Below are 21,694 nucleotides of genomic sequence, written 5' to 3'. Positions count from 1 at the left end.
CGCCGCCCGGTTGGCGATCGGCAGCGATCGGCGGCGATCGGCGGCGATCGGCGATGTTCCGGGGGCGATCGGCCGACGATCAACGGAAACCGGCTATTTTCGGCCAAAGTCTGGCTGGCGGATGGTCGCTTGAAGGTCGGTGCGACGGGGCAGGCGGAGATCTCAGGCGGTCCTTCGGCGGTGCGGGGCGTGCGTTTTGGTCCGGGAGACGCACGCCGTCTCCCGGACCGGCCGCCGTCCGCGGGGAATGAGACGGCGGCTTCCCCCGGCCCGCTGACCCCTGAGGACAGCAGGCCGACCCACGCGATTCCATCGAACCGGCGGCGCCCGGCGCTGCCCAGAGCGCACACCCGGGCGCACGGCCACATGCCGGGAGCACAGTCGCGCACGGGAACCTGTACGGGGAAGCGCTCGCACGCGCGTACGGTCAAGAATCCGCCATCCAGCATCCACCCCCTTAACGGTCAGGAGGCACCGAACTACGCTGGGTTGGCGGAGGTACGGGAAGGCCCTGCGCTGGTCGCAGGGCTGCCGTTGGTGTGTGGAGTGGGTGCGCGCATGTCCAGGGAGCCACGCGGGCCGAACGAAAAGCTGGGGGCGGTTCTCGCCCTCGCCGGGATAAGTAACGCCGGACTCGCCCGCCGCGTCAATGACCTTGGCGCGCAACGGGGATTGACATTGAGATATGACAAGACCTCGGTCGCGCGCTGGGTGACCAAGGGCATGGTGCCGCAGGGCTCCGCCCCCCACCTGATCGCCGCCGCCATCAGCAGCAAGCTGGGCCGCCCGGTGCCGCTGCACGAGATCGGGCTCGCCGACAGCGACCCGGCCCCCGAGGTGGGCCTCGCTTTCCCGCGCGACGTGCGGGCCGCGGTCGATGCCGCGACGGAGCTCTACCGCCTCGATGTTGCCCCTGGCAAGGGCATATGGCAGATGCTCGCGGGGTCCTTCGCCGTCAGCGCCTATGCCACACCCATATCCCGCTGGCTCATCACGCCGGCCGACGCCTCGGTCGCGCGCGGCACGGCCACGGCCCGGCGCGCGGCACGGCCGGGCGGCTCGGGCGGGCCGGGCGGGCCGGGCGGGCCGGGCGGGCCGGGCGGCGACAGCGGCGGCGGCTGGGGCCGCGTGGGCCACTCGGACGTCAACAAGCTGCGCGAGGCCGCCGAGGAGGCGCGGCGCTGGGACTCCAAGTACGGCGGCGGGGACTGGCGTTCGTCGATGGTGCCCGAGTGCCTGCGGACGGACGCCGCGCCACTGCTGCAGGGCAGCTACAGCGACGAGGTGGGGCGTTCCCTCTTCCGCGCCACGGCCGAGCTGACGCGGCTGGCGGGCTGGATGGCGTTCGACACCGGCCAGCAGGAGGCCGCCCAGCGGTACTACATCCAGGCGCTGCGGCTGGCCCGCGCGGCGGCCGACGTGCCGCTGGGCGGGTATGTGCTGGCGTCGATGTCGCTCCAGGCCACCTACCGGGGCTTCGGCGAGGAGGCGGTGGACCTGGCGCAGGCCGCGCTGGAGCGCAACCGCTCGCTGGCCACGGCCCGGACGATGAGCTTCTTCCACCTGGTGGAGGCGCGCGCGCTGGCCAAGGCGAAGGACGCGGCGGGCTGCGCGAGCGCCCTGTCGGCCGCCGAGAGCTGGCTGGAGCGCTCGCGGGTGGGCGACGGCGACCCGAGCTGGCTCGACTTCTACGCCTACGACCGGCTGGCCGCCGACGCCGCCGAGTGCTACATCGACCTGAAGGTGCCCGGACAGGTGCGGCGCTTCACCGAGCAGGCGCTGAGCGAGCCGACGGAGGAGTTCGTCCGCTCGCACGGGCTGCGGCTGGTGGTCGCGGCCGTCGCCGAGCTGGAGTCGGGGAACCTCGACGCGGCCTGCGAGGTCGGCGCCAAGGCGCTGGAGGTGGCCGGGCGCATATCCTCCGCGCGCACCACGGACTACGTCCGCGACCTGCTCCACCGCCTGGAGCCGTACGAGAACGAGCCGCTGGTCCAGGAGCTGCGGGAGCAGGCCCGCACCCTGCTGGCCGCTCCGGCATGATGGCGCACATGACATTGGCAACCCTCCGGCCCACACGTGCGTAGCGGCGCATGACGGTGACGTACGACTGCGACGTGCTCGTGGTGGGCGGCGGCGTGGTCGGGCTCGCCACGGCGCACGCGCTGCGCGCGGCCCGGCCCGGCCTGCGGGTGGTGGTGCTGGAGAAGGAGCCGGCCCCGGCCACGCACCAGTCCGGGCGCAACAGCGGGGTCATCCACAGCGGCGTCTACTACCGGCCGGGCTCGCTGAAGGCGCGGCTGGCGGTGCGCGGGCAGGCGGAGCTGGTGGCGTTCTGCGCGGAGCACGGCATCGCGCACGCCGTGCCCGGGAAGCTGATCGTCGCGGCCGACGCCGGCGAGCTGCGCGCGCTGCACGAGCTGGCGCAGCGCGCCCGGCGCAACGGCGTGCCGGTGCGGGAGCTGGGCGCGGCGCAGATCGCGGAGCGCGAGCCGCACGTGCGGGGAGTCGCGGCGCTGCGCGTGGAGACCACGGGGGTGGTCGACTACCGGGCGGTGGCGCGCGCGCTGGCGCGGCTGTGCGGCGACGTGCGGTACGGCGCGCGGGTGACGGCGGTGCAGCAGCGCGCGGGCGCGGGGGTGGCGGTGAGGGTGGGCGCGGCCGGCTCGCGCGGCGGCTACGTGCTGCGGGCGCGCGTGATGGTCAACGCCGCCGGGCTGTACGCCGACCGGGTCGCGCTGATGGCGGGGGACGAGCCGGGGCTGCGGATCGTGCCGTTCCGGGGGGAGTTCTACCGGCTGCGGCCGGAGGCCGCCGGGCTCGTGCGCGGGCTGGTGTATCCGGTGCCGGACCCGGCGTTCCCCTTCCTCGGGGTGCACCTGACGGCCGGAATCGACGGCGAGGTGCACATCGGCCCCAACGCGGTCCTCGCCCTGGCGCGCGAGGGCTACGACTGGCGGACCGTGCGCCCCGGCGAGCTCGCCGCCACGCTGGCGTACCCCGGCTTGTGGCGGATGGCGCGGCGGCACTGGCGCGCGGGCGCGGCCGAGATGCGGCGTTCGCTGTCGAAGCGGGAGTTCACGGCCGCCGTGCGCCGCCTGCTGCCGGAGGTCACCGAGGACGACCTGCTGCCGGCCCCGGCCGGGGTGCGCGCCCAGGCCGTGCTGCCGGACGGCTCGCTGGCCGACGACTTCCGCATCGCCGAGGGCCCGCACGCCGTACACGTGCTCAACGCCCCCTCCCCCGCCGCGACCGCCTGCCTGCCCATCGGGCGCGAGGTGGCGGGGCGCGCGCTGGCCGCGCTGGCGGCGTTCGAGGGCCGCTAGGGCGTGTCCGTACCATCGGAAGCACTGTGACGACCGAGACGACAGACACGACCGAGACGACCGAGACGACCGAGACGACCGGTACCGAGAGAGCGATGTCCCGACCGGGTGAGACCGACGAGGCGGGCCGCGTCCGCGGCTTCCAGCCCCGGCGGGGCCGGGCCACCCCCGGCCAGCGGCGGGCGCGCGAGCGGCTGTGGCCGGCGTGGGGCGTCGACATCGACGCCGACGCCGCCGCCCGGACGCGGCTGGACCTGGCGGAGCTGTTCGGCGGGCGGCCGGTGGTGCTGGAGATCGGCTTCGGCATGGGCGAGGCCACCGCGCGGATGGCCGCCGCCGACCCCGGCACCGGCATCCTCGCCACCGACCTGCACACCCCCGGCCAGGGCAACCTGCTGCGCCTGATCGAGGAGATGGGCCTGACCAACGTCCGCGTGGCGGGCGGCGACGCCTTCGTGCTGCTGCGCGAGATGATCCCGCCCGACTCGCTCGCCGGCGTCCGCGTCTTCTTCCCCGACCCCTGGCCGAAGAAGCGCCACCACAAGCGACGCCTCATCCAGCCGGACTTCGTCGCGCTGGCCGCCTCCCGCATGGCCCCGGGCGCGGAGCTGCACTGCGCCACCGACTGGGAGCCGTACGCCGAGCAGATGCTTGAGGTGCTCACCGCCAGCCCGCTGCTGGAGAACGCCGCGCCCGGCGGCCACGGTTACGCCCCGCGCCCCGCCGACCGGCCGCTGACGCGCTTCGAACGCCAGGGCATGGCCAAGGGGCATGTGGTGCGGGACCTGCGGTTCCGCCGGGTAGACCGGGATCAGCCGGGCAGCTCGTAAGCGACCAGGTGGACGGGGCCCTCCCTCCCCCGCGTCCGGGTCCGCGTCCGCGCCCGCTTCCCGGGGCCGCGCGAGCGCGTACACGACCGGGTCGTCATCGCTTCATCGCTTCAGCGCTTCAGCGCTCGAAGGCTCGCAGGCGGAGCCGGGGCTCCTCCGTCACCAGCCGCGTCATCACGTACAGCTGGTGCTCGTCGGCCGCGACAAGGACCCGGTTGCCGTCGTGGGACGGGCCGAGCGGCACGGACCCGGCCGGGAGGCGGCTTCCGTCCTCCGGGTTGAGCCACAGCAGCCGCAGCCGGTCGTCCACCACGAAGCCCACCAGCGGGAGCCCGTTGCTGTCCACGCCGAAGAACTGCGTATCCGGCGGCAGTCGGCGGCTCCACAGCCGCTCGCCGTCCGTCAGCCCGTATCCGGCGACGGCGGCCCGCCCGTCAGCGTCGGCGTACCGCGACAGCAGCACGCCGTCCACGACGACCGCGTCCTGCGGCGCCAGCTCGCCGGGCCCCTCCCCCACCGGCCGCCGCCACAGCTCCTCACCGGTCTCGGAGTACGCCACCAGCTCGTCGCCCTCGGACAGCAGCACCGGGTCCCCGGCCAGCATCCCCGTGCAGCCCACGCCCTCCTCGGCCACGTGCGTCCATTCGAGCCGCCCGGTGTCGGCGTCGTACACGGTGAGCGCGCCCGCCGCGCCGCAGGCGTTCAGCGTGAGGAAGCGGGAGCCGGCGTGCCAGACGGAGAGCGTCTGCCACGCGCACCCGTCCTCCGCCGGCGGCTCGGACGGCGCGGGCAGCGGCAGCTCCTCGCCGCTGTCGAGGTCGAAGCGGTGGAATCCGGCCAGGCCGCCCTCCCGGCCCAGACTGACGGTGACCGTCTCCTCCCCGATCGTCACCGCCGCCTGCGGGGCCGTCAGGTCGGCCGTCAGGTCGGCCGTCAGGTCGGCCGTCAGGTCGGCCGTCAGGTCGGCCGTCAGGTCGGCCGTCAGGTCCACCGACCACGCCAGCGCGCCGTCCGCCCGCGTGTCCACGACCCCCAGCACGGAGCAGCCCCCGCCGCTCGCCGACTCGTAGAGCACGGCGCCGACACCCGCGGCGTTGGCCCGCTCGCTGGCCGCGCACGGCCGCGGCTCCGCGCCCTCCGGCGTCTCCGCCCGCCACAGCCGCGCGCCGTCGAGCGTGTCGAACGCCTCCACGCCGCCGCCGGTCACGCGCGTGAGCGCGGCGTCCCCCGGCCACAGCACGGCGTCGTCCAGCGCGCCGGCGCCGCTCGCCGCGTCCGGCGCCTGCCACACCTCCGCCAGCTCCGGCGGCTCGCCCTCGCCCGGCCGCTGACTGGCCGCCAGCTCGGTGGCGCGCACCTCCTGGCTGCCACCCTCGCGGCTGAACACCACCACGCCCACCGTGAGCAGCGCCAGCAGCACCACGCCCACGGTCGCGAGCAGCCCTATGCGACCTTCCCCGTCCCCGTCCGCCACGACCGTCCCCCAAGTCCCCCGGTTTCCATGTCACATGCAGCGGTCAAACGGGACGACGCCCCCCGCCGCCGAGCGGTTCCCCGTAAGGTCGAGGGGTGCGCCTCCACGTCCCCCCACTCCCGCCCCGGGTGCGCGCCCTCGGCCTCCCCGTCACCGTCGGCGTGCCGCTGGCGGTGTGCGGGCTGATCGTGCTGGCGCTGGTGCGGCGCGAGACAGGGCCGGACGGCTTCGCGGTGGGGCTGGCGCTGGCGGCGTTGCCCGTGCCGTTCCTGGTCGGCACCTTCCGCTGGCTGGACGGGGTGGCGCCCAAGTCGTGGCGGCAGCTGGCGTTCGCCTTCGCGTGGGGCGCGTGCGCGGCGACGCTGGCCGCGCTGGTCGTCAACGGCCTGCTGGTGCGGCTGCTCACGGGCGATGACGCGGTGCTGGCCCCGGCGAGCAGCGATCCGCTCGACACGCTGGAGCTGACGGTCATCGCGCCGGTGGTGGAGGAGGCGGCGAAGGCGGCGGCGGTGCTGCTGCTCTTCCTGCACCGGCCGCACTCCTTCCACGGCGTGCTGTCGGGCATCGCGGCGGCGGGCGTCACGGCGACGGGCTTCGCGTTCACCGAAAACGTCCTCTATCTGGGCAGTGCCGTCACCCAGGACCGCGCCTCGGACGGCGTCGGCTCGACGGTGGCCACCTTCTTCGTCCGGGTGGTGATGGCGCCGTTCGCGCACCCGGTCTTCACGGCGCTGACCGGCCTGGGCCTCGGGCTGGCGGCGGCGCTGGGGCCGGGGCGGCGGGCGTGGCGCGTGGCGCTGCCGGCGCTGGGGCTGGCCGCCGCCATGGGCCTGCACTCGGCCTGGAACGCCTCCACCTCGCTGTCGCTCCACGGCTTCGCCGCCGTGTACGGGCTGCTGATGCTGCCGGTCTTCGTGCTGCTGGCGTGGGTGGCGGTGTGGTCGCGGGGGCGGGAGCTGCGGACGGTGCGGGAGGCGCTGCCGCAGTACGCGGCGGCCGGTTGGCTGTACGCCGCCGAGCCGTCGGCGCTCGGCTCCCCGCGGGCGCGGGCGGGGGCACGGCGCATCGCGCGCAAGGACCAGGGGTGGGCGGGCCTGCGGGCGGTGGCGGGCTACCAGGCGACGGCGACCTCGCTGGCGCTGCTGCGGCGGCGGGCGGAGCGGGGCACGGCGGGGCCGGACTTCGTGGCGCGTGAGCGGGCGTTGCTGGGGCGGCTGTGGCAGCTGCGCGAGGTGGCGGCGGCGCCGACGCTGGCGGCGGAGGCGGAGCAGCGGCGTTTGGCGCGCGAGGAGGCCGAACGGTACGTGCGCGCCTGACCCGCGGCGCCCGTCTCCCGGCTTCGTCCTCTTCTAGTCCTCTCTGCTCTTACATTCCTTGACGGGCATATTCCGGTAGAGACATATTGACCATGTGGCGAGAGACGCGATCTGGTCGGCACTGGTCGACCCCAGGCGGCGCGCGGTGCTGGAGCTGCTGCGCCAGGGCGACCGCACCGTCGGCGAACTGGCCGAGCGGCTCGGCGCCGCGCAGCCGGCCATGTCCAAGCACCTGAAGGTCCTGCGGGAGGCCGGGCTCGTCCGGTCCCGGGTGGACGCGCAGCGCCGCGTCTACGCCATAGACCCGGCGCCGATGGCCGAGCTCGACGCCTGGCTCGCGCCCTACCGGCGGCTGTGGAACGAGCGCCTGGACGCGCTGGGCCGCCACCTTGACCAAACGAGCGGGAGACACGAGGAGGATCAACCATGACAGACATGACAAATATGACAAGTATGACAAATATGACGGACATGACGGACAAGGGAAGCTACATCGAGTTCGACGGCCGCCCGGCCCTGCGCTTCGAGCGCACCTACGCGCACCCGGTCGAGCGCGTGTGGGCCGCCGTCTCCGAGCCGGACGAGCTCGCGCACTGGTTCCCGCAGCGGGTGGAGATCGAGCCGAGGAAGGGCGGCAGCATCACGTTCTTCGACGACACGGTCCTGGACTTCACCGGCACCGTGCTGCGTTACGACCCGCCGCGCGGGCTCTCCTTCAGCTGGGGCGGTGACGAGATGCACTTCGACCTCACGCCCCGCGAGGACGGCGGCTGCACCCTCACCATGATCAACGTGCTGGAGGCCCGCGACACGGCCGCCCGCACCGCCGCCGGCTGGACCGTGTGCCTGGGCGAGCTGAACAAGCGCCTGGCGGGCGAGCCGCTCGCCGGCCCGGACGGCGAGGGCGCCGCGCCCTGGGAGCCGATCTACGAGTGGTACGTCGCCGCCGGGATGCCCTCGGGCGCGCCGATTCCGGGCCGCGAATGAGCGCGGGCTCGTCGGACCGGAGCCGCAGACCGGGAAGAACGCGCCGGCCACACCGGCGTGGGCCAGCGTGTTCGACCCCGGTCCCCCGATCGTGCCGGGCCGGGGTCTATCCCCCCGGGGTCTATCCCGGGGTCTATCGAAGCGCGATCCTGAGCCCGTCCGCGTCGGTGCGCCGCGCGTGGGCCAGCACCCACTGGCGTTCCTCGGCCCGGAGCTGCCCCGGCAGCGTGAAGCCGATGAGGTCGATCCTCGGGCTCACGTCGAGGAAGTCCAGCAGCCGGGCGATGACGAAGCCGGTGCTGGCCTCGGCGGCCCAGCCCGGCTCGCCGATCAGCGCGGGATCGCGGACCGGGCGGGAGAGGGACTTGTCGCCGACGTAGGTCTGGGCGCCGGGCACGAGGCGGTGGCGTATCGCGTCGCGCCACTGGACGGGCTTGTCGCCGAAGACCAGGCGTATCTCGGCCTTCCGCCGCCAGCCCGTGCCGTTGCTGCGGTGCGAGACCGCGTGCAGGTGGAGGCGTTTCCCCGTTCCCCTCGGGCTCCCCGTGGTGAAGGAGTCCAGCCGCACGATCAGGTCGTACGCATCGATCTCCTCCCCCAGGTCACTCCCCGCCACGCCCTCGCCGTTCGCCACGACGCACACGCCGCGGTCCTTGATCTGGTTGCGCAGCAGGCCGACGCCGATGGGCTCGCTGCCGCCGAGCAGCGGGTCCTCGACCCGGCCCTGCGTGGCCAGGCGCGTGTAGGTGGTGTACGCCGCGGCCAGGCGCCTGGTGTCCTCGGCCGCCGGGCCGGGCTCGGCCAGCCGCCGCTCCACCGCGCCGACGAGCGCCTCCGGTATCTCGGGCGCGGGGCGTTCCTCCAGCCGCGCCTCCGGGGCTATGTGCCGCGCCGTCGCCAGCGCGCCGGCCTTGTCCTTCAGCAGCTGCCGCCTCTTGACGATCTCGCCGTCACGGCCCCCGAGCGCCTCGTACCGCTCGTAGGCGTCCAGCGCGTCCTTCTCCCGGCCGTCCGCCTGGCCGACCTCGCCGCGCAGCCGCCACGCCCCCTTGGACCTGCTGCGCAGCGCGACCGCCGTGTCGGCGACGTGCCGCGCCAGGCGTTTCTGCTCGGCCTCCAGCGCCGCCCGGCCCACGGCCAGCAGCGCCTCGAAGGTCCGCTCCGGCTCGGGCTCGGCGGCGGTGTGCTCAACGACGAGCGCGCCTATCGCGGCCACCAGCTCGGTACGCCGGGGCCCGGGCGGTCTGTTGAGCCCCGCCAGGTGTCCGGCGCACTCCCACACGCAGGCGTTGAGCAGGCTCTCCGCGCGCGCCACGCTGCCGGGCCGTAGCCTGGCCAACCCCGCTGCCCAGGACCTCTTCATATGTCCGACTCTGCCGTACCGTTCCGGTCATCACATGACCCAAAGGCGCCAAGAAGGTGAACACTATCTGACAACCAGCCGTAGGCTGCGGTCGGTCTTGGGGACCTCTTGGGGATACGGCCTCTAGCGCGGCACCCGCACGGAACGTAACGTCACCCTCACAGTCCTGACATGGCGCGTGGGAGCGTTGAGAAACCATGTTCACCGAGCACCAGCGGCAGCTGCGCGAACGCTTCCTCGCCGCCCCGGTCAGTCCCGCCCCGCCGCCCTGGCACCCGGTCTTCCGCCCGGCCCCGGCCCTGCCGATCGGCGGCCTCCTCGGCATCGGCTTCGCCACGGACCCGGCGACCGGCGACGACCTGCTGATGGTGGTCTCCCAGGGCGGGCACGGCCTCTTCCACGCCGCCACCGGCGCCCTGCTCGCCCGCGACCGCGACCCGGACGCCGACGCCTGGGAGCCCACGGGCCCCGGCCTCACCGTCCCCGGCATCGGCCCCCTCGCCGGCACCCGCATCCCCATCGCGGGCCTCCACGGCGGCGGCCTCCACACCACGACCGACGACGGCTGGACCCTCGACGTCGTCAGCCCCGACTGGCCCCACCACCGCATCCTCCTCTCCACGGACGGCGGCCTCTACCACGGCCCCACTGGCACCCACTGGTGGCACATCCACCACGCCACCCACTCCACCCTGCGCACCTGCGGCTTCTCGCCGTCGGGCCGGACACTGGCGATAGCGACGAGCGCGGACCTGACGCTGCTGACGCGGGCGGGGACGCGGACGCGGCCGTCGTCGGGTGGCTAACGTGGCTGCCCCGAGGCTCAACGAGACCAGCACCCCATCAACCGCGGCCCTTCAGCTGAGGGCTGGCGCATCAGCTCCGGCACACGCCTGCAGCCGGGCGACGGAGTTAGGGGAGCCCCGGGACAGTGCTCAACCTCTCGCGGCAGAAGTCGCTCTGTGCACAGACTCCGTTAGCACTCGCTCATTTGGGCCGGCGATACTCCTACACATGCACTTGGACTCCAGCGCACATGACGGACCGACGGCCCCCGACGGGACGCCATGGTGGGAGCTCACGATCGTGCCGGGGACCCGGGCAAAGCCGTTCGGCCAAGAGCGGCGCTTGGCAGCCTGGCTGTGGTTCAACAAGGAGATCGGTGACACATTCACCATGAACGAGCTGCGCGAGGCGCTGGGGCAGGACATCGTCGGCAAGTCCGAGCACCTCAACCGCCGTCTGCGTACTCTGCGCGCAGTGGGATGGGTAGTTCCCTCTCACAATGATGATGGCTCGCTCAAGCCGGGTGAGTACCGCGTGGAAGTCAAGGGCGCTCGGTACTGGCTGGATGAGGACCGTCGAGCTCACAGACGTTTCGCGCCGTCCGCTCGTGTTCGGCGTTTGGTGATCGACCGAGACGGAGGCCGCTGCGCTATCTGCGGCATCGCGAACGGAGAGTCGTATCCCGGCGAGCCCAGCAGCAAGGCACGCCTCACCATCGGACACCGAGTACCACAAGAGCGTCTGAGGGCTCGCGGAGCCACTGACGACATCGACAACTGGCGAACCGAGTGCGCTCGGTGCAATGAGCCGGTGCGAGACGAGATCCCAGACCCCCGGCAATACGACGAAGTACTAGCCCAGGTGAGGCGACTATCCCGCAGCAACAAGCGAACCCTGCTCAACTGGCTACAGCGGGGGGAGCGCACTCGCTCAGAGCTTGACCGCGTCTACGATCATGCACGGATCCTCACTCACGGCGAGAAAGAGGATCTCATCACCTACCTGCAGAACAGTTCAGCTTCCTCCAGTTAGGAGCGTTTCTCACGTGACAGCGGCGCTTACCGCGGCCAGGAATAGCTTCCACTTGGACCTTGTAGATAGACAAACGCTCTCTCTGTCGCCTGATAAGGTGGCGTCGAATGCCGACGGCGGTCAAAAGAGTAGCGTAGAAATCGCACTGAGTATCGCAACAGACCTCTCTGCTCAAATCGCCCCGAAGAAGCTTACGGGGCAGCGAGCCGGGAAGCAGTTCGAGGAGGCCGTGGAAAGATTCCTAAAGAGAACATTCCCTGTCCTTCAATCTCTCCGTCCAGGCGACTGGGCTATTGAGAATGTCGGCGGATCGCGCGCCGAGTATCAAATCTCCAAATACGAACCCTATTCTCATCTGGCCGACCTGGCCAGAGCAATTGAGAACGATCGAAATCTCGCCTCGGTACTCGGCAACTCATACGAGATTAGCCCCGACATCCTGATCCTCCGGCATCCTGAGCCGGACGAGACAATTAATCGCGATCACGATCTCGTGGACATGGAGTCAGGTCGGTACGCTGTCATCAGGAAGGTCAATCAGCAACAGCCCATCGTTCACGCCATAGTTTCATGCAAGTGGACGCTTCGTAGCGACCGTGCTCAGAATGCGCGATCGGAAGCTCTTAATGTAATCCGAAACCGGAAAGGACGCACTCCACACATCGCGGTCGTCACCGGTGAACCCTCACCCTCTAGATTGGCATCCCTGGCACTCGGCACCGGCGACATCGACACTGTATATCATTTCGCCTTGCCGGAACTGATCGGGGCAGTCGCCAAAACAGAGAACGACGAGGCAATGAGCATGCTTAGCACATTGGTTACCGGTAAGCGCCTCAGGGACATCAGCGATCTGCCGCTCGATCTAGCCGTATAGGGGCGGGGTCTCACCCGTCGGCGTGACGGCTAGCTGATCCGAGCCCGCATCTCAGCGAAGCGTGCGTGCCGCTCGTGGTCTTCCTGCCCGGTGAAGCCCTTGAAGCCCACGAGTCGGTACGCTCGGCCTCCAAGCTGGTCTTCCTCATCGATCATGAAGTCCCGCGCGAGCATGGCCATGCGTCGCTCGAATGCCAGAGAGTCCATCTTCTCACCGGATAGCTTCACCAGTTCCTTTTCCGTCAGCGCAATTGGAGCGTTCTTCAAGGCCAGGTAGAGCCGGTCATGCATGACCTCATTCTCTACGTCAGCTAGCTCCTTCGGTTTGCCCTTGCGGTTCAGCGCATTAGCGATGGATGTGCCAATAGCTCGTGCTACAGGAGGCGGGAATGCGTTGCCGATCTGCCGGTACTTAGTCGTCTTGCGTCCCGTGAAGTCCCACTCGTACTCAGGCTCTCTACCCCAGCCTTGAAGGCGCGCTACCATGTCAGTAGTGAGTTTAGGCAGGAAAGTTACAGGATGCGACGCATTAGGCGGCGCGTCGGCAACACCCAAAGCATCTACACCAAGTTTGCGCCATGCTGCTTTGGCGCGTGTTGGCCCAAGGTCGGCTCCACCGTGCTTTTTTGATCCGCCGACGATTGTCGGCGCAATTGCATTCGCCTTCTCGACCCAGGCATCTGCACCGAGCCAGCCATCTGCTGCCATCATTTCATGGAGTGCGGTGCCGACGGTGTCCCCTGTAGGTGTTTCTTGAGGCCACTCAAACCATTGGGCATCCTCATGGCGCATGGCAACGAGCACAAAACGCGGCCGCAGTTGCGGAACTCCGTAGTCATTTGCATGCAAGACCTGCCAGTCAGACCAATACCCGAAATCCCTGAGGCGATCTTTCACATACTGGCGGTAGGCGGAAAAGCGAGGCATCGAGAGGCCCCGCACGTTCTCAAGCAGCAACGCCCGGGGCTTCATTTCCCCTGCGGTCTCCACCGCCCAGGCGAACAGATCTCGCTCATCGGTTGCACCGATCTGCTTGCCGGCAATCGAGAATGGCGGGCATGGCACCCCTCCAGCGAAAAGATCGATGCCGTGATATTCGTTCGGCTTCCAGATGCTTTTGTCGGCGACGTCCCCCTGTCTCACATCCCAATCGCGGTTCTCACGAAGGGTGTTGACAGCGTTCTCGTCTAGCTCCACGGCGATGGCGTGGTCGAATCCTGCCAGCTCAAGGCCGAGCGACTGGCCTCCAGCGCCCGCACAGATCTCCACGGCCGACAGATCAGCCACGCTCTTACCTCCAGGTTCGGCTTGCACAGGTCTACCGTCCTGACCCATCAAACACCCTGAGTCTGACACCTCGGCTACGGTGTAGGCGATGACCCCGAGCTCCGACCCCGCAGCGTCGAGGCGGCCGACTCCTGGTCGCTCGCGCAACATGGCCGCCATCAAGCGACGCGACACAAGGCCCGAACGAGCCATCCGGTCCCTGCTTCACGCGGCTGGGAGGCGGTATCGCGTCGATGTGCGTCTGGATCTGGAGGGCGCGAAGCCCCGACCGGACATCGTTTTCACGCGCGCACGAGTGGCTGTCTTCGTGGATGGCTGCTTCTGGCACTGCTGCCCCGAGCATGGCCGACAGCCCGGCGTCAACGGCGGCTACTGGGGACCGAAGCTCGAACGCAACATCGCACGGGACCGGGCCGCCGACGGGGCTCTTAGCGCCGCAGGCTGGGCCGTAGTCCGTGTGTGGGAGCACGAGGCTCCGGAGGAGGCCGTGAAGCGCATCATCGATGTTCTCGATGCTTCCAAAAGCTCTCGCGACTCCTGATGGCCCTCTGGCGAGATCGATCACGGCCTATCAACTCTAGTGAGCTTCTGGCAGAAGTTGTCACAACCGTACTGGCAGTTGCTGACAATGTGAGGCAAGGCACCCCCGTTGATCCGCTCGTGGGTGGGCCCGCGCCCGTGTCAGCGACGTAACGTCCGTGCTCGTTGCCACCTTTGCTTGTCACGGCGTGCCTTGGTGGTGGTTGCTGAGTAGGACGAAGTAGACGGTCTTGCCGAAGGGGTTAGGGCCACCGTGGAGCTTGTAGCCCCAGGCTGAGGCGCAGGTCTGGAGCAGGCGCAGGCCGCGTCCGTGCTCGTTCATGAGGATGGTGGGCGGGCGGTCATTCAGGGGCAGCGTCGGGAGGCGGGTGGGTGGGTGTCGTAGACGGCGACGCGGACGCCGGCCGGGTGGATGGTGGTGGTGAGGCAGATGACCGGGGTGACGGTGTGCTGGTGGGCGTTGGTCACGACCTCGGAGACCAGGAGTCGGGCCGTGTCCGTCTCGACCGGGCAGGCGTTGTGACGGAGGAGCCAAGCCACGTGATCGCGCGCGAGCTTGGCGGCGTCGGGGGCGTTGAGGGTCGTGAAGGTGTAGGTGCGGACATCAGGAAGTCGTTGCGGAGCGGTCGTCATCGGGGTGCCCCTCTGCTCTGCGTACTGGTGGGGGTCGTGGCCGGTTGCCGTGGCTCGCTCGCGCGCCAACGGACTTGGCGGCGAGTGCACTTCGGTCTTACGTCGGCCGGAGAGTTTCAAGCTAGAGGCTTCACTGAGGACATGCAACGCAGAGGAGTAACTTCGCTCGTGTGGGTGACGACGCTGGCTCAAGGTGCGCCGCAGCGGGCAGACTGAGGCGCACCTACGGGAGGTGCATCGATGGGACTACGCCCCAACCCAAGCCAGCGACAACGGCGTTTGGGCATAGAGCTGCGGAGACTCCGCGACGCGTGCGGGCTCACCGCCACCAGGGCTGGAGCCGAGGTTGGCCTCAGCGCAGCGCACCTGAACCACATCGAGGCGGGTCGCACGGCGATTCAGCCGGGCAAGCTCCGTACTCTCATGAGCCTCTACGGTTTCAAGCAAGAACAGCTGATCGATGCCCTGGTTGCGATGTGCCAGTCGAACGGGCGTGGCTGGTGGTCCGAGTACAGGCACCCGCCGCACAACGACAACGCTCGTGACCTTGCCGAGCTCGAGGGCATGTCCGTGCGGATCCGGGCCTTCCAGTGGATGCAGGTCCCAGGACTGCTACAGACCGCCGAGTACATGAGAGCTCTCTTCCGGAGTGGTGAACCTGATGCGTCCGAGGACGACTTGAAGGGCTTCGCCGATTTCCGCCTTCGCCGGCAACGACTCCTGACAGAGGCGAGACCACCCGAGTTCCACGCCGTTGTTCACGAGGCTGCGCTCCGCATGGAGATCGCGGACCGTGGTGTCATGGAGCGCCAGATCGAGCACATGGTCGAGATGACGAGGCTTCCCCATGTGCGGGTTCAGATCCTGCCGTTCCGCGCCAACGTCCACCGGGTGAACTACAGCACGCCGTTCGTCTGCTACGACGCACCCGTGGCCGAGCTCAGCACGGTCTACGTCGAGCACCCAGCTCGATCACCATTTGTAACCGATCAGTCCAACTTGGTGCAGTTTTCGGAGGCGTTCAGCAAGCTAAGCGCCGTCGCTCTCCCTCCTATCGACCTGGATGCCGCGAGTAGCATTCCCACGCGGCGAGACTCCCTGGGTCTGGTCCAACGCTTGCTGTACGACTTGTGAGGGGCGCACGACATGTCCGGGAACGCGTGGCAGAGGTCCAGCTTCAGCGGCTCGGGCGGCAATGGCGAGTGTCTGGAGGTGACCCGGATCCCCGACGCGCTGCTCTTCCGCGAGAGCGACGAGCCCGAGACGGTGCTGACCACCCACCCCGCCCGCGTGGCGGCGCTCTTCTCCGCGATCAAGGGTGGCGGCTGGCGCACCCGCCAGTAACGGGCACGAACTCGGCCCGCTCGCCGACGGGGAGCCGGAGGGGGCACGGGGGGGTTTTCGTGAGGGGTGGCGGTGTCGCCGGTCGGGGTCAGAAGATGCCGTGGTCCGCGGGGCGTTCGATGGGGAGGTCGGTGATGCCGAGATCGCTGCGCATGGTCTGGCGGGCCTCATACAGCATCTCCGAGGCACGGTCCAGGTGGTCCTTGGCCTCGGCCAGGTGGTCGGTCCCGTCGGGGGATTCGGCTCTGAGGGCTGTGTAGATCCTGCCGAGGAGGTGGAACAAGTCCCCGCCCCTCTTGAGCACCTCGTCCGAGGCGACCATCTGCACCTCGGCGTAGACACCGCGCAGGACCTGCCGCGTCTCCTCCGTCTCGGCGAGAGGGCCGGGGGCCGGCGGCTCGCCGGAGGTGAGGGCGCGGTGGTGGGAGAAGAGTGCGGCGTGGTGCTGGCGCAGGCTCTGGTTGAACGTGGCGTAGGACGCGCGGCGGGCCTCGCGCAGGTCGTGGCGTTCCTGGGCCTCGCGCTCCTCGCGGCGTTCCTCGCGGGCATGGTCGAGTTCGAGGGTCTTGGCGCGCAGTGCGCCGCGGTGGGCCAGAGCGCCGGAGGTGAGGGTGCCGAGGACGCCGACGATCGCGACGACTAACGCGCTGGTTGAGGCGTCGATCACGGGCTTCAGGCTAGCGCCCGCGAGTTCGGGACCGAGTTCGGGACCGAGTTCGGGACCGAGTTCGGGACCGGGTTCGGGACCGGGTTCGGTGACGAACAGACCGGAATATCCGGGCCGTTCGTCTTCGATGTCGTCCGCGGGGAGGGAGGTTCGGCCGTCGAGTGCGACGGTTCGCACCGTTTTCGCGCCATACGCGGCCATTCCGTCGCACTCGCGGGGATCATGGACGTACGCAGCTGCTACGGATGCATCCGCGCGCCCTTGAGTGACCGGTCGACGGCGTTGCGCGGGCCGTAGACGGCGATGCCGACGAGGTCCAACGCCTCGCGGGGGACGGCGGCCACGGCCGCCCTGTTGTCGTCGTCGTTTCCCGTCGTGAAGAGGTCGGCGGTGAAGACCGCCACCTCGAGGCCGCGGGCGAGTGCCCGTTCGTAGGCGGCGGTGAGCCGCTCCTTCGCCGCCTCGAAGACGAGGACGGGCTGGCGGAACATCGGGAGGTACGCCGTGCCGTCCGCGTCGGCGTAGGGCTCGCCGATGACCTCGGGGTGGCGGGAGGGGATGCCGCTGACCAGGAACGCCGTCACGTTCAGGCGTTGCCAGGTCTGGAGGTCGTCGCGCAGGAGGACCGCCAGTTTGGTGTCGAAACGCATGGTGGTAAGGCTGGCCGCGCCGGGGTTGCGCGGTCTTGTACGATCTTTGCACCATGACCGTGCCCGTTCCGTCGGAAATGACCGCTTGGCGGCCGGGGGTCGCGGGCATCGAGGAGGTCCTGCACGCCCGGCTCGTCGGCCACGGCTACCCCATGCACGCCCACGCCACCTGGACCGTCCTGCTGCTGGACGACGGCGCCGTCCGCTACGACCTCGACCACCACGCGCACGGTGCGGCGACCGCGCACGTCACCGTGCTGCCGCCGCACGTGCCGCACAACGGCACGCCCGCCACGCCGGACGGCCTGCGCAAGCGGGTGCTGTACCTGGACGAGGCGGCCATCGGGCCGTCCCAGCAGCTGATCGGCCGGGCCGCCGACCGGCCGGGGATCGCCGATCCGCTGCTGCGCAGGCGGCTGGACCAGTTGCACGGGGTGCTGGCGGCGGGGCGTGGCGAGGAGTTGGAGGCGGAGTCGCGGCTGGCGTTCGTGGCGGAGCGGATCGGGTGGCATCTGCGGCGGCAGGAGGCGCGACCCCCCGGCCGGGGGCGGGAGCTGGCCGAGGGGCTGCGGGAGTTGCTTCAGGCGTACGCCGTCGAGGGCATCGCGCTGCGTGAGGCCGCCGGCCGCCTGCACGCCCATCCCGCCCACCTGGTGCGGGCGTTCACGCGGCGTTTCGCCATGCCGCCGCACCAGTACCTCATCAGCCTGCGCGTCGACGCCGCCCGCCGCCTGCTGCTCGACGGCTGCCCGCCGCCGGAGGCCGCCGCGCGGGCGGGGTTCTACGACCAGTCACATCTGACGCGGCACTTCAGGAGGGTGATGGGGGTGCCGCCTGGCCGGTATGCGCGTGGGGCGGTTACGCCGCGCAGCTGATCGTCGCGTCGGCCCAGTCCGCGTGGTCGGAGGTGATGCCGTCGCCGCCGTCCGTGACGACGAGTTCGACGTGGCGGGCGCCGGTCACGTCGGCGGTGAGGGGGTGGGGCCCGTCGGCGCCGGTGAGGGTTGGAGTGGAGGCCAGGAGGGTGCCGTCTGCCCAGACCTCGAAGGCGACGGTGCCGGCGGATTCGGGCACCTCGTCGTCCACGCCGACGTACGCGGTGAGATCGGTGCAGCGTTCGCCGGCGTAGAAGGCGACGGTGCTGGGGGCGTGTGCGCCGAGGCCCTTGGCGTAGGTGGTGCCGCCCACCGTGAGGGGCCGGCCGTCTCCCGCGGCGCTCTCGCCGACGCTGGTGTCGCGCTCGACGGGGCCCCAGCCGTTCGCCTCCCGGGTCCAGGGGAGATCGCTGATGTGAGAGGTGCCCGCTGGGGGTGGCTGGAGTACGTGGGTGGTGAAGGTGGTCGTGGTGTGGGCGGAGGGGCGGTGGGTGGCCGAGACCGTGATCTCGTAGGTGTCTGGTGGGGTGTCCTCGGGGATGCGGAGGGTCCAGCGGGTGGTGAGGGTCTCGCCGGGGCGGAGGCGAGGGGCGCGGGTGGCGGTGGTGGGCTGGATGTCCCAGCCGTCCGGGCCGGTGATGGTGAGGGAGACGGAACGCGCGGGGGTGCCGCCCAGGTTGGTGGCGCTGGCCGTCACCTCGGAGGTGGTGCCGGCCTCGGCGTCCGCGATGCCCGTGGCGCCGACCTCGACGGCGGGCGGGTAGGCGGCCCAGCCGTCGTCCGGCCGGACGCGGTAGAGCGCGGTGCCGTGCGCGGGCACGGTGGCCGCGATGGTCCCGGCGGTGTGGGACGTCGTGTGCTGCCACAGGTCGCGCATCCGGTAGCCGGGGGCCTCGGGCAGCCCGGCGGCCGCGGCGGTGGTCTCGATGCGCTGGGCCGTGTCGGAGGCGTTGAAGAGCGCGACGGCGCGGCTGCCGTCGGACATCTTCTTGGTGAGAACCCAGCGGCCGCCTTCGGATGAGACGACCGTGGCCTGCCTGCCGAGCGGGTCCTGGTCCACGGCTATGACCTCGCGGTTGCCGAGGATGTCGATGGTCTCGTCGGTGGCGACGCGCAGGTCGGTGCCGATGAGGAGTGGTGCGGCCATGATCGACCACAGGCTGAAGTGGCTGCGGTACTCGGTGGCGGTCATCCCGCCGTTTCCGACCTCCAGCATGTCGGGGTCGTTCCAGTGGCCGGGTCCGGCGTACTCGGCGAGACGCACGTTCGCCTCGAAGATCGACAGGACGCTGGGCCAGTTGTCGCTGATGTCGCCGGTGGTGCGCCACAGGTGGCCGACGTCCGCGCCCCAGGTCCAGGGGTCGTTCTGTCCCCACTCGCAGATGCTGTAGACGATGGGGCGGCCGGTGGCGGCGAGGGCGTCGCGCATCGTGGTGTAGCGCTCGATGGCGTCAACGCCCTGGTTGTTGCAGTTGTCGTACTTGAGGTAGTCGACTCCCCAGTCGGCGAACTGCTGGGCGTCGCTGTACTCGTGGCCCAGCGCGCCGGGCATGTCGTTGGCGCAGGTCATGGTGCCCGCGCTGGTGTAGATGCCGAACTTGAGGCCCTTGGCGTGGACGTAGTCGGCGAGCGCGGCGATGCCGCTGGGGAAGCGCTCGGGGTCGGGCACGAGCTTGCCGTCGGCGTCGCGCTCGGGCAGGGCCCAGCAGTCGTCGAGGTTGACGTATTCGTATCCGGCGTCCTTCAGGCCGGTCTCGACGATGATGTCGGCGACGCCCTTGATCATTTCCTCGTCGAACTCCGGGCGGCAGTGGGTGGAGTTCCAGTTGTTGAAGCCCATGGGTGGCGTGAGGGCGAGGCCGTCGTCGAGCCGGGCGCTGGCGTCGGCGCTCGTGTCGGCGCTCGTGTCGGCGGGGCGGTCGGCCGCTGTCGCGGGCCCGGTGAGGGCTCCGGCGCCGATGAGGACGGCGGTCAGGGCGGCGGCGGTTTTTCGGCTCGGCTTCCGGTCGGTTCTGCGCATGCGTGCCTCCTCGCACGATGTCATCCGGATCTGCTCCTGTCGGCGCAGGAGCCCGCTCATGTTAGGTCCTGCGTCAACGTGGTGGAAGATGGCGGAAGATGATCAGTTACTTCGCATCCGGGCAGAGGGGTGGTCGATGTTCGTGGGCGTGGCGGTGGGGCTGGTAGGAAGTGGGGATGAGCAGTCCTGCGGAGCTTGAGCCGCTGGAACGCCTCCTCGTGGAGCGCGCATGCGAGCGGCTGATCCTGGAGTTGGTGAGGCGGCTCGACCTGGGCGAGCCGGGCACGGTGGCGGAGCTGTTCACGCCCGACGGCGTGTGGGAGTGGCCGGCGGGCGAGCGGCGCGTCGAGGGGCAGGAGGCGCTGCGGGCGTACTTCGGGTCGCGGCCGGCGGATCGCCTCTCGCGGCGGATCTGCACGAACGTCCTGGTTACCGTCGACTCCCCGGACGCCGCCCGCGCGACCACGTACTTCGCGACCTACCGGGTCGACGGCTGGGCGGAGGGCACGCTGGTGCCGCCCCGGCTGCCGGCGAACGTCGGGCACTACGAGGACACGTTCCGGAGGGCCGACGGCGCCTGGCTGCTGGCGAGGCGGACACTGGTGCTGGCGTTCGGCGGGGCGACCGAGCGGCTCACCCCGGAGGGGTCTTCAGATGCTGCTTGAGCACCGGGGGAAGCGGCCCGTCGTTCCTGAGTCGGCGTACGTGGCGCCGTCCGCCGTGCTGTGCGGGGCCGTCGTGCTGGGGGAACGGGCGCGGGTTCTGCACGGGGCCGTGCTCACCGCCGAGGACGGGGAGGTGCGGACGGGCGCGGACGTGGTGGTGATGGAGAACGCCCTGGTGCGGGGGCGGGCCGCTCATCCGGCCGTGGTGGGGGACGCGGTGCTGATCGGGCCGCACGCGCACGTCAACGGGGCGGTGGTCGAGGACGAGGTGTTCGTGGCGACGGGGGTGTCGATCTTCCCGGGGGCGGTGGCCGGCGCGGGCTCGGAGCTGCGGATCAACAGCGTGGTGCACGTGAACTCGCGGCTGGCGCCCGGGGCGGTCGTGCCGATCGGGTGGGTGGCGGTGGGGGACCCGGCCGAGGTCTTCTCCCCCGACAGGCACGAGGAGATCTGGGAGCGGCAGCGGGGGATGGACTTTCCCGGGACGGTGTACGGGGTGCCGCGGGGGACGTCGATGCGCGCGATCATGGCGCGGCAGGCCGAGTTCTACGCGGCGCATCGGGACGACCGGCCGATGGAGGACGGCTGAGCTTGCTGAGCTTGCTGACCTTGCTGAGCTTGGCCCGGACGGCGGCGGCGTCGGGGTGGGCGAGGTCGGTGAGGATGGTGAGGGCGTCCCGCCAGGCGTGGTGGGCGGCGCGGGGGTCGCCGACGGCGGCGTGGGTGTCGCCCAGCCGGTTGAGGATGACCGCCTCCATACGGCGGGTGCCGATCTCGCGGCTGAGCTTCAGGCCGCGCGCGTATCGTCTCCGCGTCTCTCCGGCGCACACCAGGCTAGAGGAGTCCTAGAGGAGTCGATGTCGGTGAGGGCCCGCCGCCGGGCGTTGAGGCACAAGCGGTCGGCATCTCCTGCGTTCCGGCCGATTGTGCCTACCCCCGTCGCTCGGCGCGGAGCCTCACACGCCACGAGTGTGACGCAGCGGCGCTGCCGAATCGATGCAGCGACGATGTAGGGACGATGAACAG

The 21,694-nt window shown here is 70.6% G+C and carries 24 protein-coding genes; 15 read left to right on the top strand and 9 right to left on the bottom strand.

Annotated elements, in window-relative coordinates; genetic code table 11:
* Positions 1-558 precede the first annotated feature (558 nt).
* From ACTWQH_RS27465 to trmB, 3 genes are read left to right on the top strand one after another with little or no spacing between them, the layout of a single operon-like run.
* Positions 559-2,040, top strand: a complete 1,482-nt coding sequence (locus ACTWQH_RS27465) for an MFS transporter (protein ID WP_443289458.1) — start codon at positions 559-561, stop codon at positions 2,038-2,040.
* 50 nt (positions 2,041-2,090) lie between these two features.
* Complete coding sequence (gene lhgO, locus ACTWQH_RS27460; RefSeq protein ID WP_443289457.1) at positions 2,091-3,323, top strand: L-2-hydroxyglutarate oxidase; 1,233 nt, start codon at positions 2,091-2,093, stop codon at positions 3,321-3,323.
* Positions 3,324-3,337: 14 nt separating this feature from the next.
* Positions 3,338-4,153 (top strand): tRNA (guanosine(46)-N7)-methyltransferase TrmB, encoded by an 816-nt coding sequence (gene trmB / locus ACTWQH_RS27455; protein WP_443289464.1) that lies wholly within the window; start codon positions 3,338-3,340, stop codon positions 4,151-4,153.
* Between the two features lie 118 nt (positions 4,154-4,271).
* On the opposite strand, the gene ACTWQH_RS27450 is transcribed toward trmB, so the two are convergent.
* Positions 4,272-5,627 carry an outer membrane protein assembly factor BamB family protein gene (locus ACTWQH_RS27450; protein ID WP_443289456.1) on the bottom strand — a complete coding sequence of 452 codons (1,356 nt, stop codon included), beginning with the start codon at positions 5,625-5,627 and terminating at the stop codon, positions 4,272-4,274.
* A 95-nt stretch (positions 5,628-5,722) separates the two neighbouring features.
* On the opposite strand from ACTWQH_RS27450, the gene ACTWQH_RS27445 reads away from it, so the two are divergent.
* The 3 genes from ACTWQH_RS27445 to ACTWQH_RS27435 all read left to right on the top strand — a co-directional run bounded on the left by ACTWQH_RS27445 (position 5,723) and on the right by ACTWQH_RS27435 (position 7,930).
* Positions 5,723-6,943 carry a PrsW family intramembrane metalloprotease gene (locus tag ACTWQH_RS27445; protein WP_443289455.1) on the top strand — a complete coding sequence of 407 codons (1,221 nt, stop codon included), beginning with the start codon at positions 5,723-5,725 and terminating at the stop codon, positions 6,941-6,943.
* A 94-nt stretch (positions 6,944-7,037) separates the two neighbouring features.
* Positions 7,038-7,373: an ArsR/SmtB family transcription factor gene (locus ACTWQH_RS27440; RefSeq protein WP_443289454.1), complete on the top strand. Its 336-nt coding sequence runs from the start codon at positions 7,038-7,040 to the stop codon at positions 7,371-7,373.
* A 32-nt stretch (positions 7,374-7,405) separates the two neighbouring features.
* The gene (locus tag ACTWQH_RS27435; RefSeq protein WP_443289453.1) at positions 7,406-7,930 is read left to right on the top strand and encodes an SRPBCC family protein; all 525 of its coding nucleotides are present in this window, start codon (positions 7,406-7,408) and stop codon (positions 7,928-7,930) included.
* A 133-nt stretch (positions 7,931-8,063) separates the two neighbouring features.
* Here ACTWQH_RS27435 and ACTWQH_RS27430 read toward each other — a convergent pair whose 3' ends face one another.
* Complete coding sequence (locus tag ACTWQH_RS27430) at positions 8,064-9,293, bottom strand: hypothetical protein (RefSeq protein WP_443289452.1); 1,230 nt, start codon at positions 9,291-9,293, stop codon at positions 8,064-8,066.
* A 197-nt stretch (positions 9,294-9,490) separates the two neighbouring features.
* On the opposite strand from ACTWQH_RS27430, the gene ACTWQH_RS27425 reads away from it, so the two are divergent.
* The 3 genes from ACTWQH_RS27425 to ACTWQH_RS27415 all read left to right on the top strand — a co-directional run bounded on the left by ACTWQH_RS27425 (position 9,491) and on the right by ACTWQH_RS27415 (position 11,988).
* Positions 9,491-10,099: a hypothetical protein gene (locus tag ACTWQH_RS27425; RefSeq protein WP_443289451.1), complete on the top strand. Its 609-nt coding sequence runs from the start codon at positions 9,491-9,493 to the stop codon at positions 10,097-10,099.
* 208 nt (positions 10,100-10,307) lie between these two features.
* Positions 10,308-11,111, top strand: coding sequence for an HNH endonuclease (locus ACTWQH_RS27420; RefSeq protein ID WP_443289450.1), 804 nt, complete (start codon positions 10,308-10,310; stop codon positions 11,109-11,111).
* A 13-nt stretch (positions 11,112-11,124) separates the two neighbouring features.
* Positions 11,125-11,988, top strand: coding sequence for an NgoMIV family type II restriction endonuclease (locus ACTWQH_RS27415; protein WP_443289449.1), 864 nt, complete (start codon positions 11,125-11,127; stop codon positions 11,986-11,988).
* A 29-nt stretch (positions 11,989-12,017) separates the two neighbouring features.
* On the opposite strand, the gene ACTWQH_RS27410 is transcribed toward ACTWQH_RS27415, so the two are convergent.
* Positions 12,018-13,274, bottom strand: a complete 1,257-nt coding sequence (locus ACTWQH_RS27410) for a DNA cytosine methyltransferase (protein ID WP_443289448.1) — start codon at positions 13,272-13,274, stop codon at positions 12,018-12,020.
* Positions 13,275-13,362: 88 nt separating this feature from the next.
* Here ACTWQH_RS27410 and ACTWQH_RS27405 point away from each other — a divergent pair, with 88 nt between their 5' ends.
* Positions 13,363-13,815, top strand: coding sequence for a very short patch repair endonuclease (locus ACTWQH_RS27405; protein ID WP_443289447.1), 453 nt, complete (start codon positions 13,363-13,365; stop codon positions 13,813-13,815).
* Between the two features lie 180 nt (positions 13,816-13,995).
* Here the strand turns inward: ACTWQH_RS27405 and ACTWQH_RS27400 are convergent, their stop codons facing one another.
* Both ACTWQH_RS27400 and ACTWQH_RS27395 read right to left on the bottom strand, forming a co-directional pair.
* On the bottom strand, positions 13,996-14,136 hold the full coding sequence (locus ACTWQH_RS27400) for a hypothetical protein (protein WP_443289446.1): 141 nt from the start codon (positions 14,134-14,136) through the stop codon (positions 13,996-13,998).
* 23 nt (positions 14,137-14,159) lie between these two features.
* On the bottom strand, positions 14,160-14,447 hold the full coding sequence (locus tag ACTWQH_RS27395) for an ATP-binding protein (protein ID WP_443289445.1): 288 nt from the start codon (positions 14,445-14,447) through the stop codon (positions 14,160-14,162).
* Between the two features lie 240 nt (positions 14,448-14,687).
* Between ACTWQH_RS27395 and ACTWQH_RS27390 the strand changes: the two genes are divergently transcribed.
* Complete coding sequence (locus ACTWQH_RS27390; RefSeq protein ID WP_443289444.1) at positions 14,688-15,581, top strand: helix-turn-helix domain-containing protein; 894 nt, start codon at positions 14,688-14,690, stop codon at positions 15,579-15,581.
* Positions 15,582-15,593: 12 nt separating this feature from the next.
* The gene (locus ACTWQH_RS27385; RefSeq protein ID WP_443289443.1) at positions 15,594-15,791 is read left to right on the top strand and encodes a DUF397 domain-containing protein; all 198 of its coding nucleotides are present in this window, start codon (positions 15,594-15,596) and stop codon (positions 15,789-15,791) included.
* Between the two features lie 88 nt (positions 15,792-15,879).
* Here ACTWQH_RS27385 and ACTWQH_RS27380 read toward each other — a convergent pair whose 3' ends face one another.
* Both ACTWQH_RS27380 and ACTWQH_RS27375 read right to left on the bottom strand, forming a co-directional pair.
* Positions 15,880-16,458, bottom strand: coding sequence for a hypothetical protein (locus ACTWQH_RS27380; RefSeq protein ID WP_443289442.1), 579 nt, complete (start codon positions 16,456-16,458; stop codon positions 15,880-15,882).
* A 239-nt stretch (positions 16,459-16,697) separates the two neighbouring features.
* Positions 16,698-17,108, bottom strand: coding sequence for a DUF2000 family protein (locus ACTWQH_RS27375; RefSeq protein ID WP_443289441.1), 411 nt, complete (start codon positions 17,106-17,108; stop codon positions 16,698-16,700).
* 53 nt (positions 17,109-17,161) lie between these two features.
* Between ACTWQH_RS27375 and ACTWQH_RS27370 the strand changes: the two genes are divergently transcribed.
* Entirely contained in the window at positions 17,162-17,983 is an 822-nt protein-coding gene (locus tag ACTWQH_RS27370; RefSeq protein ID WP_443289440.1) for an AraC family transcriptional regulator, read from the top strand.
* Here ACTWQH_RS27370 and ACTWQH_RS27365 read toward each other — a convergent pair.
* Positions 17,967-20,003 (bottom strand): NPCBM/NEW2 domain-containing protein, encoded by a 2,037-nt coding sequence (locus tag ACTWQH_RS27365; protein ID WP_443289439.1) that lies wholly within the window; start codon positions 20,001-20,003, stop codon positions 17,967-17,969. The genes ACTWQH_RS27370 and ACTWQH_RS27365 overlap by 17 nt on opposite strands.
* Before the next feature lie 176 nt (positions 20,004-20,179).
* Between ACTWQH_RS27365 and ACTWQH_RS27360 the strand changes: the two genes are divergently transcribed.
* Complete coding sequence (locus ACTWQH_RS27360; RefSeq protein WP_443289438.1) at positions 20,180-20,668, top strand: nuclear transport factor 2 family protein; 489 nt, start codon at positions 20,180-20,182, stop codon at positions 20,666-20,668.
* Complete coding sequence (locus ACTWQH_RS27355; protein ID WP_443289437.1) at positions 20,658-21,257, top strand: gamma carbonic anhydrase family protein; 600 nt, start codon at positions 20,658-20,660, stop codon at positions 21,255-21,257. Before ACTWQH_RS27360 ends, ACTWQH_RS27355 begins: the two co-directional genes overlap by 11 nt.
* Here ACTWQH_RS27355 and ACTWQH_RS27350 read toward each other — a convergent pair.
* The gene (locus tag ACTWQH_RS27350) at positions 21,193-21,498 is read right to left on the bottom strand and encodes a hypothetical protein (protein ID WP_443289436.1); all 306 of its coding nucleotides are present in this window, start codon (positions 21,496-21,498) and stop codon (positions 21,193-21,195) included. The two genes, ACTWQH_RS27355 and ACTWQH_RS27350, sit on opposite strands and share 65 nt — an antisense overlap.
* Positions 21,499-21,694: the final 196 nt, after the last annotated feature.

It is taken from the genome of Streptomyces sp. 6N223 (assembly GCF_052246635.1).
Lineage (GTDB): Bacteria > Actinomycetota > Actinomycetes > Streptomycetales > Streptomycetaceae > Streptomyces.
This window is presented reverse-complemented; position numbering and strand designations above follow the sequence as displayed.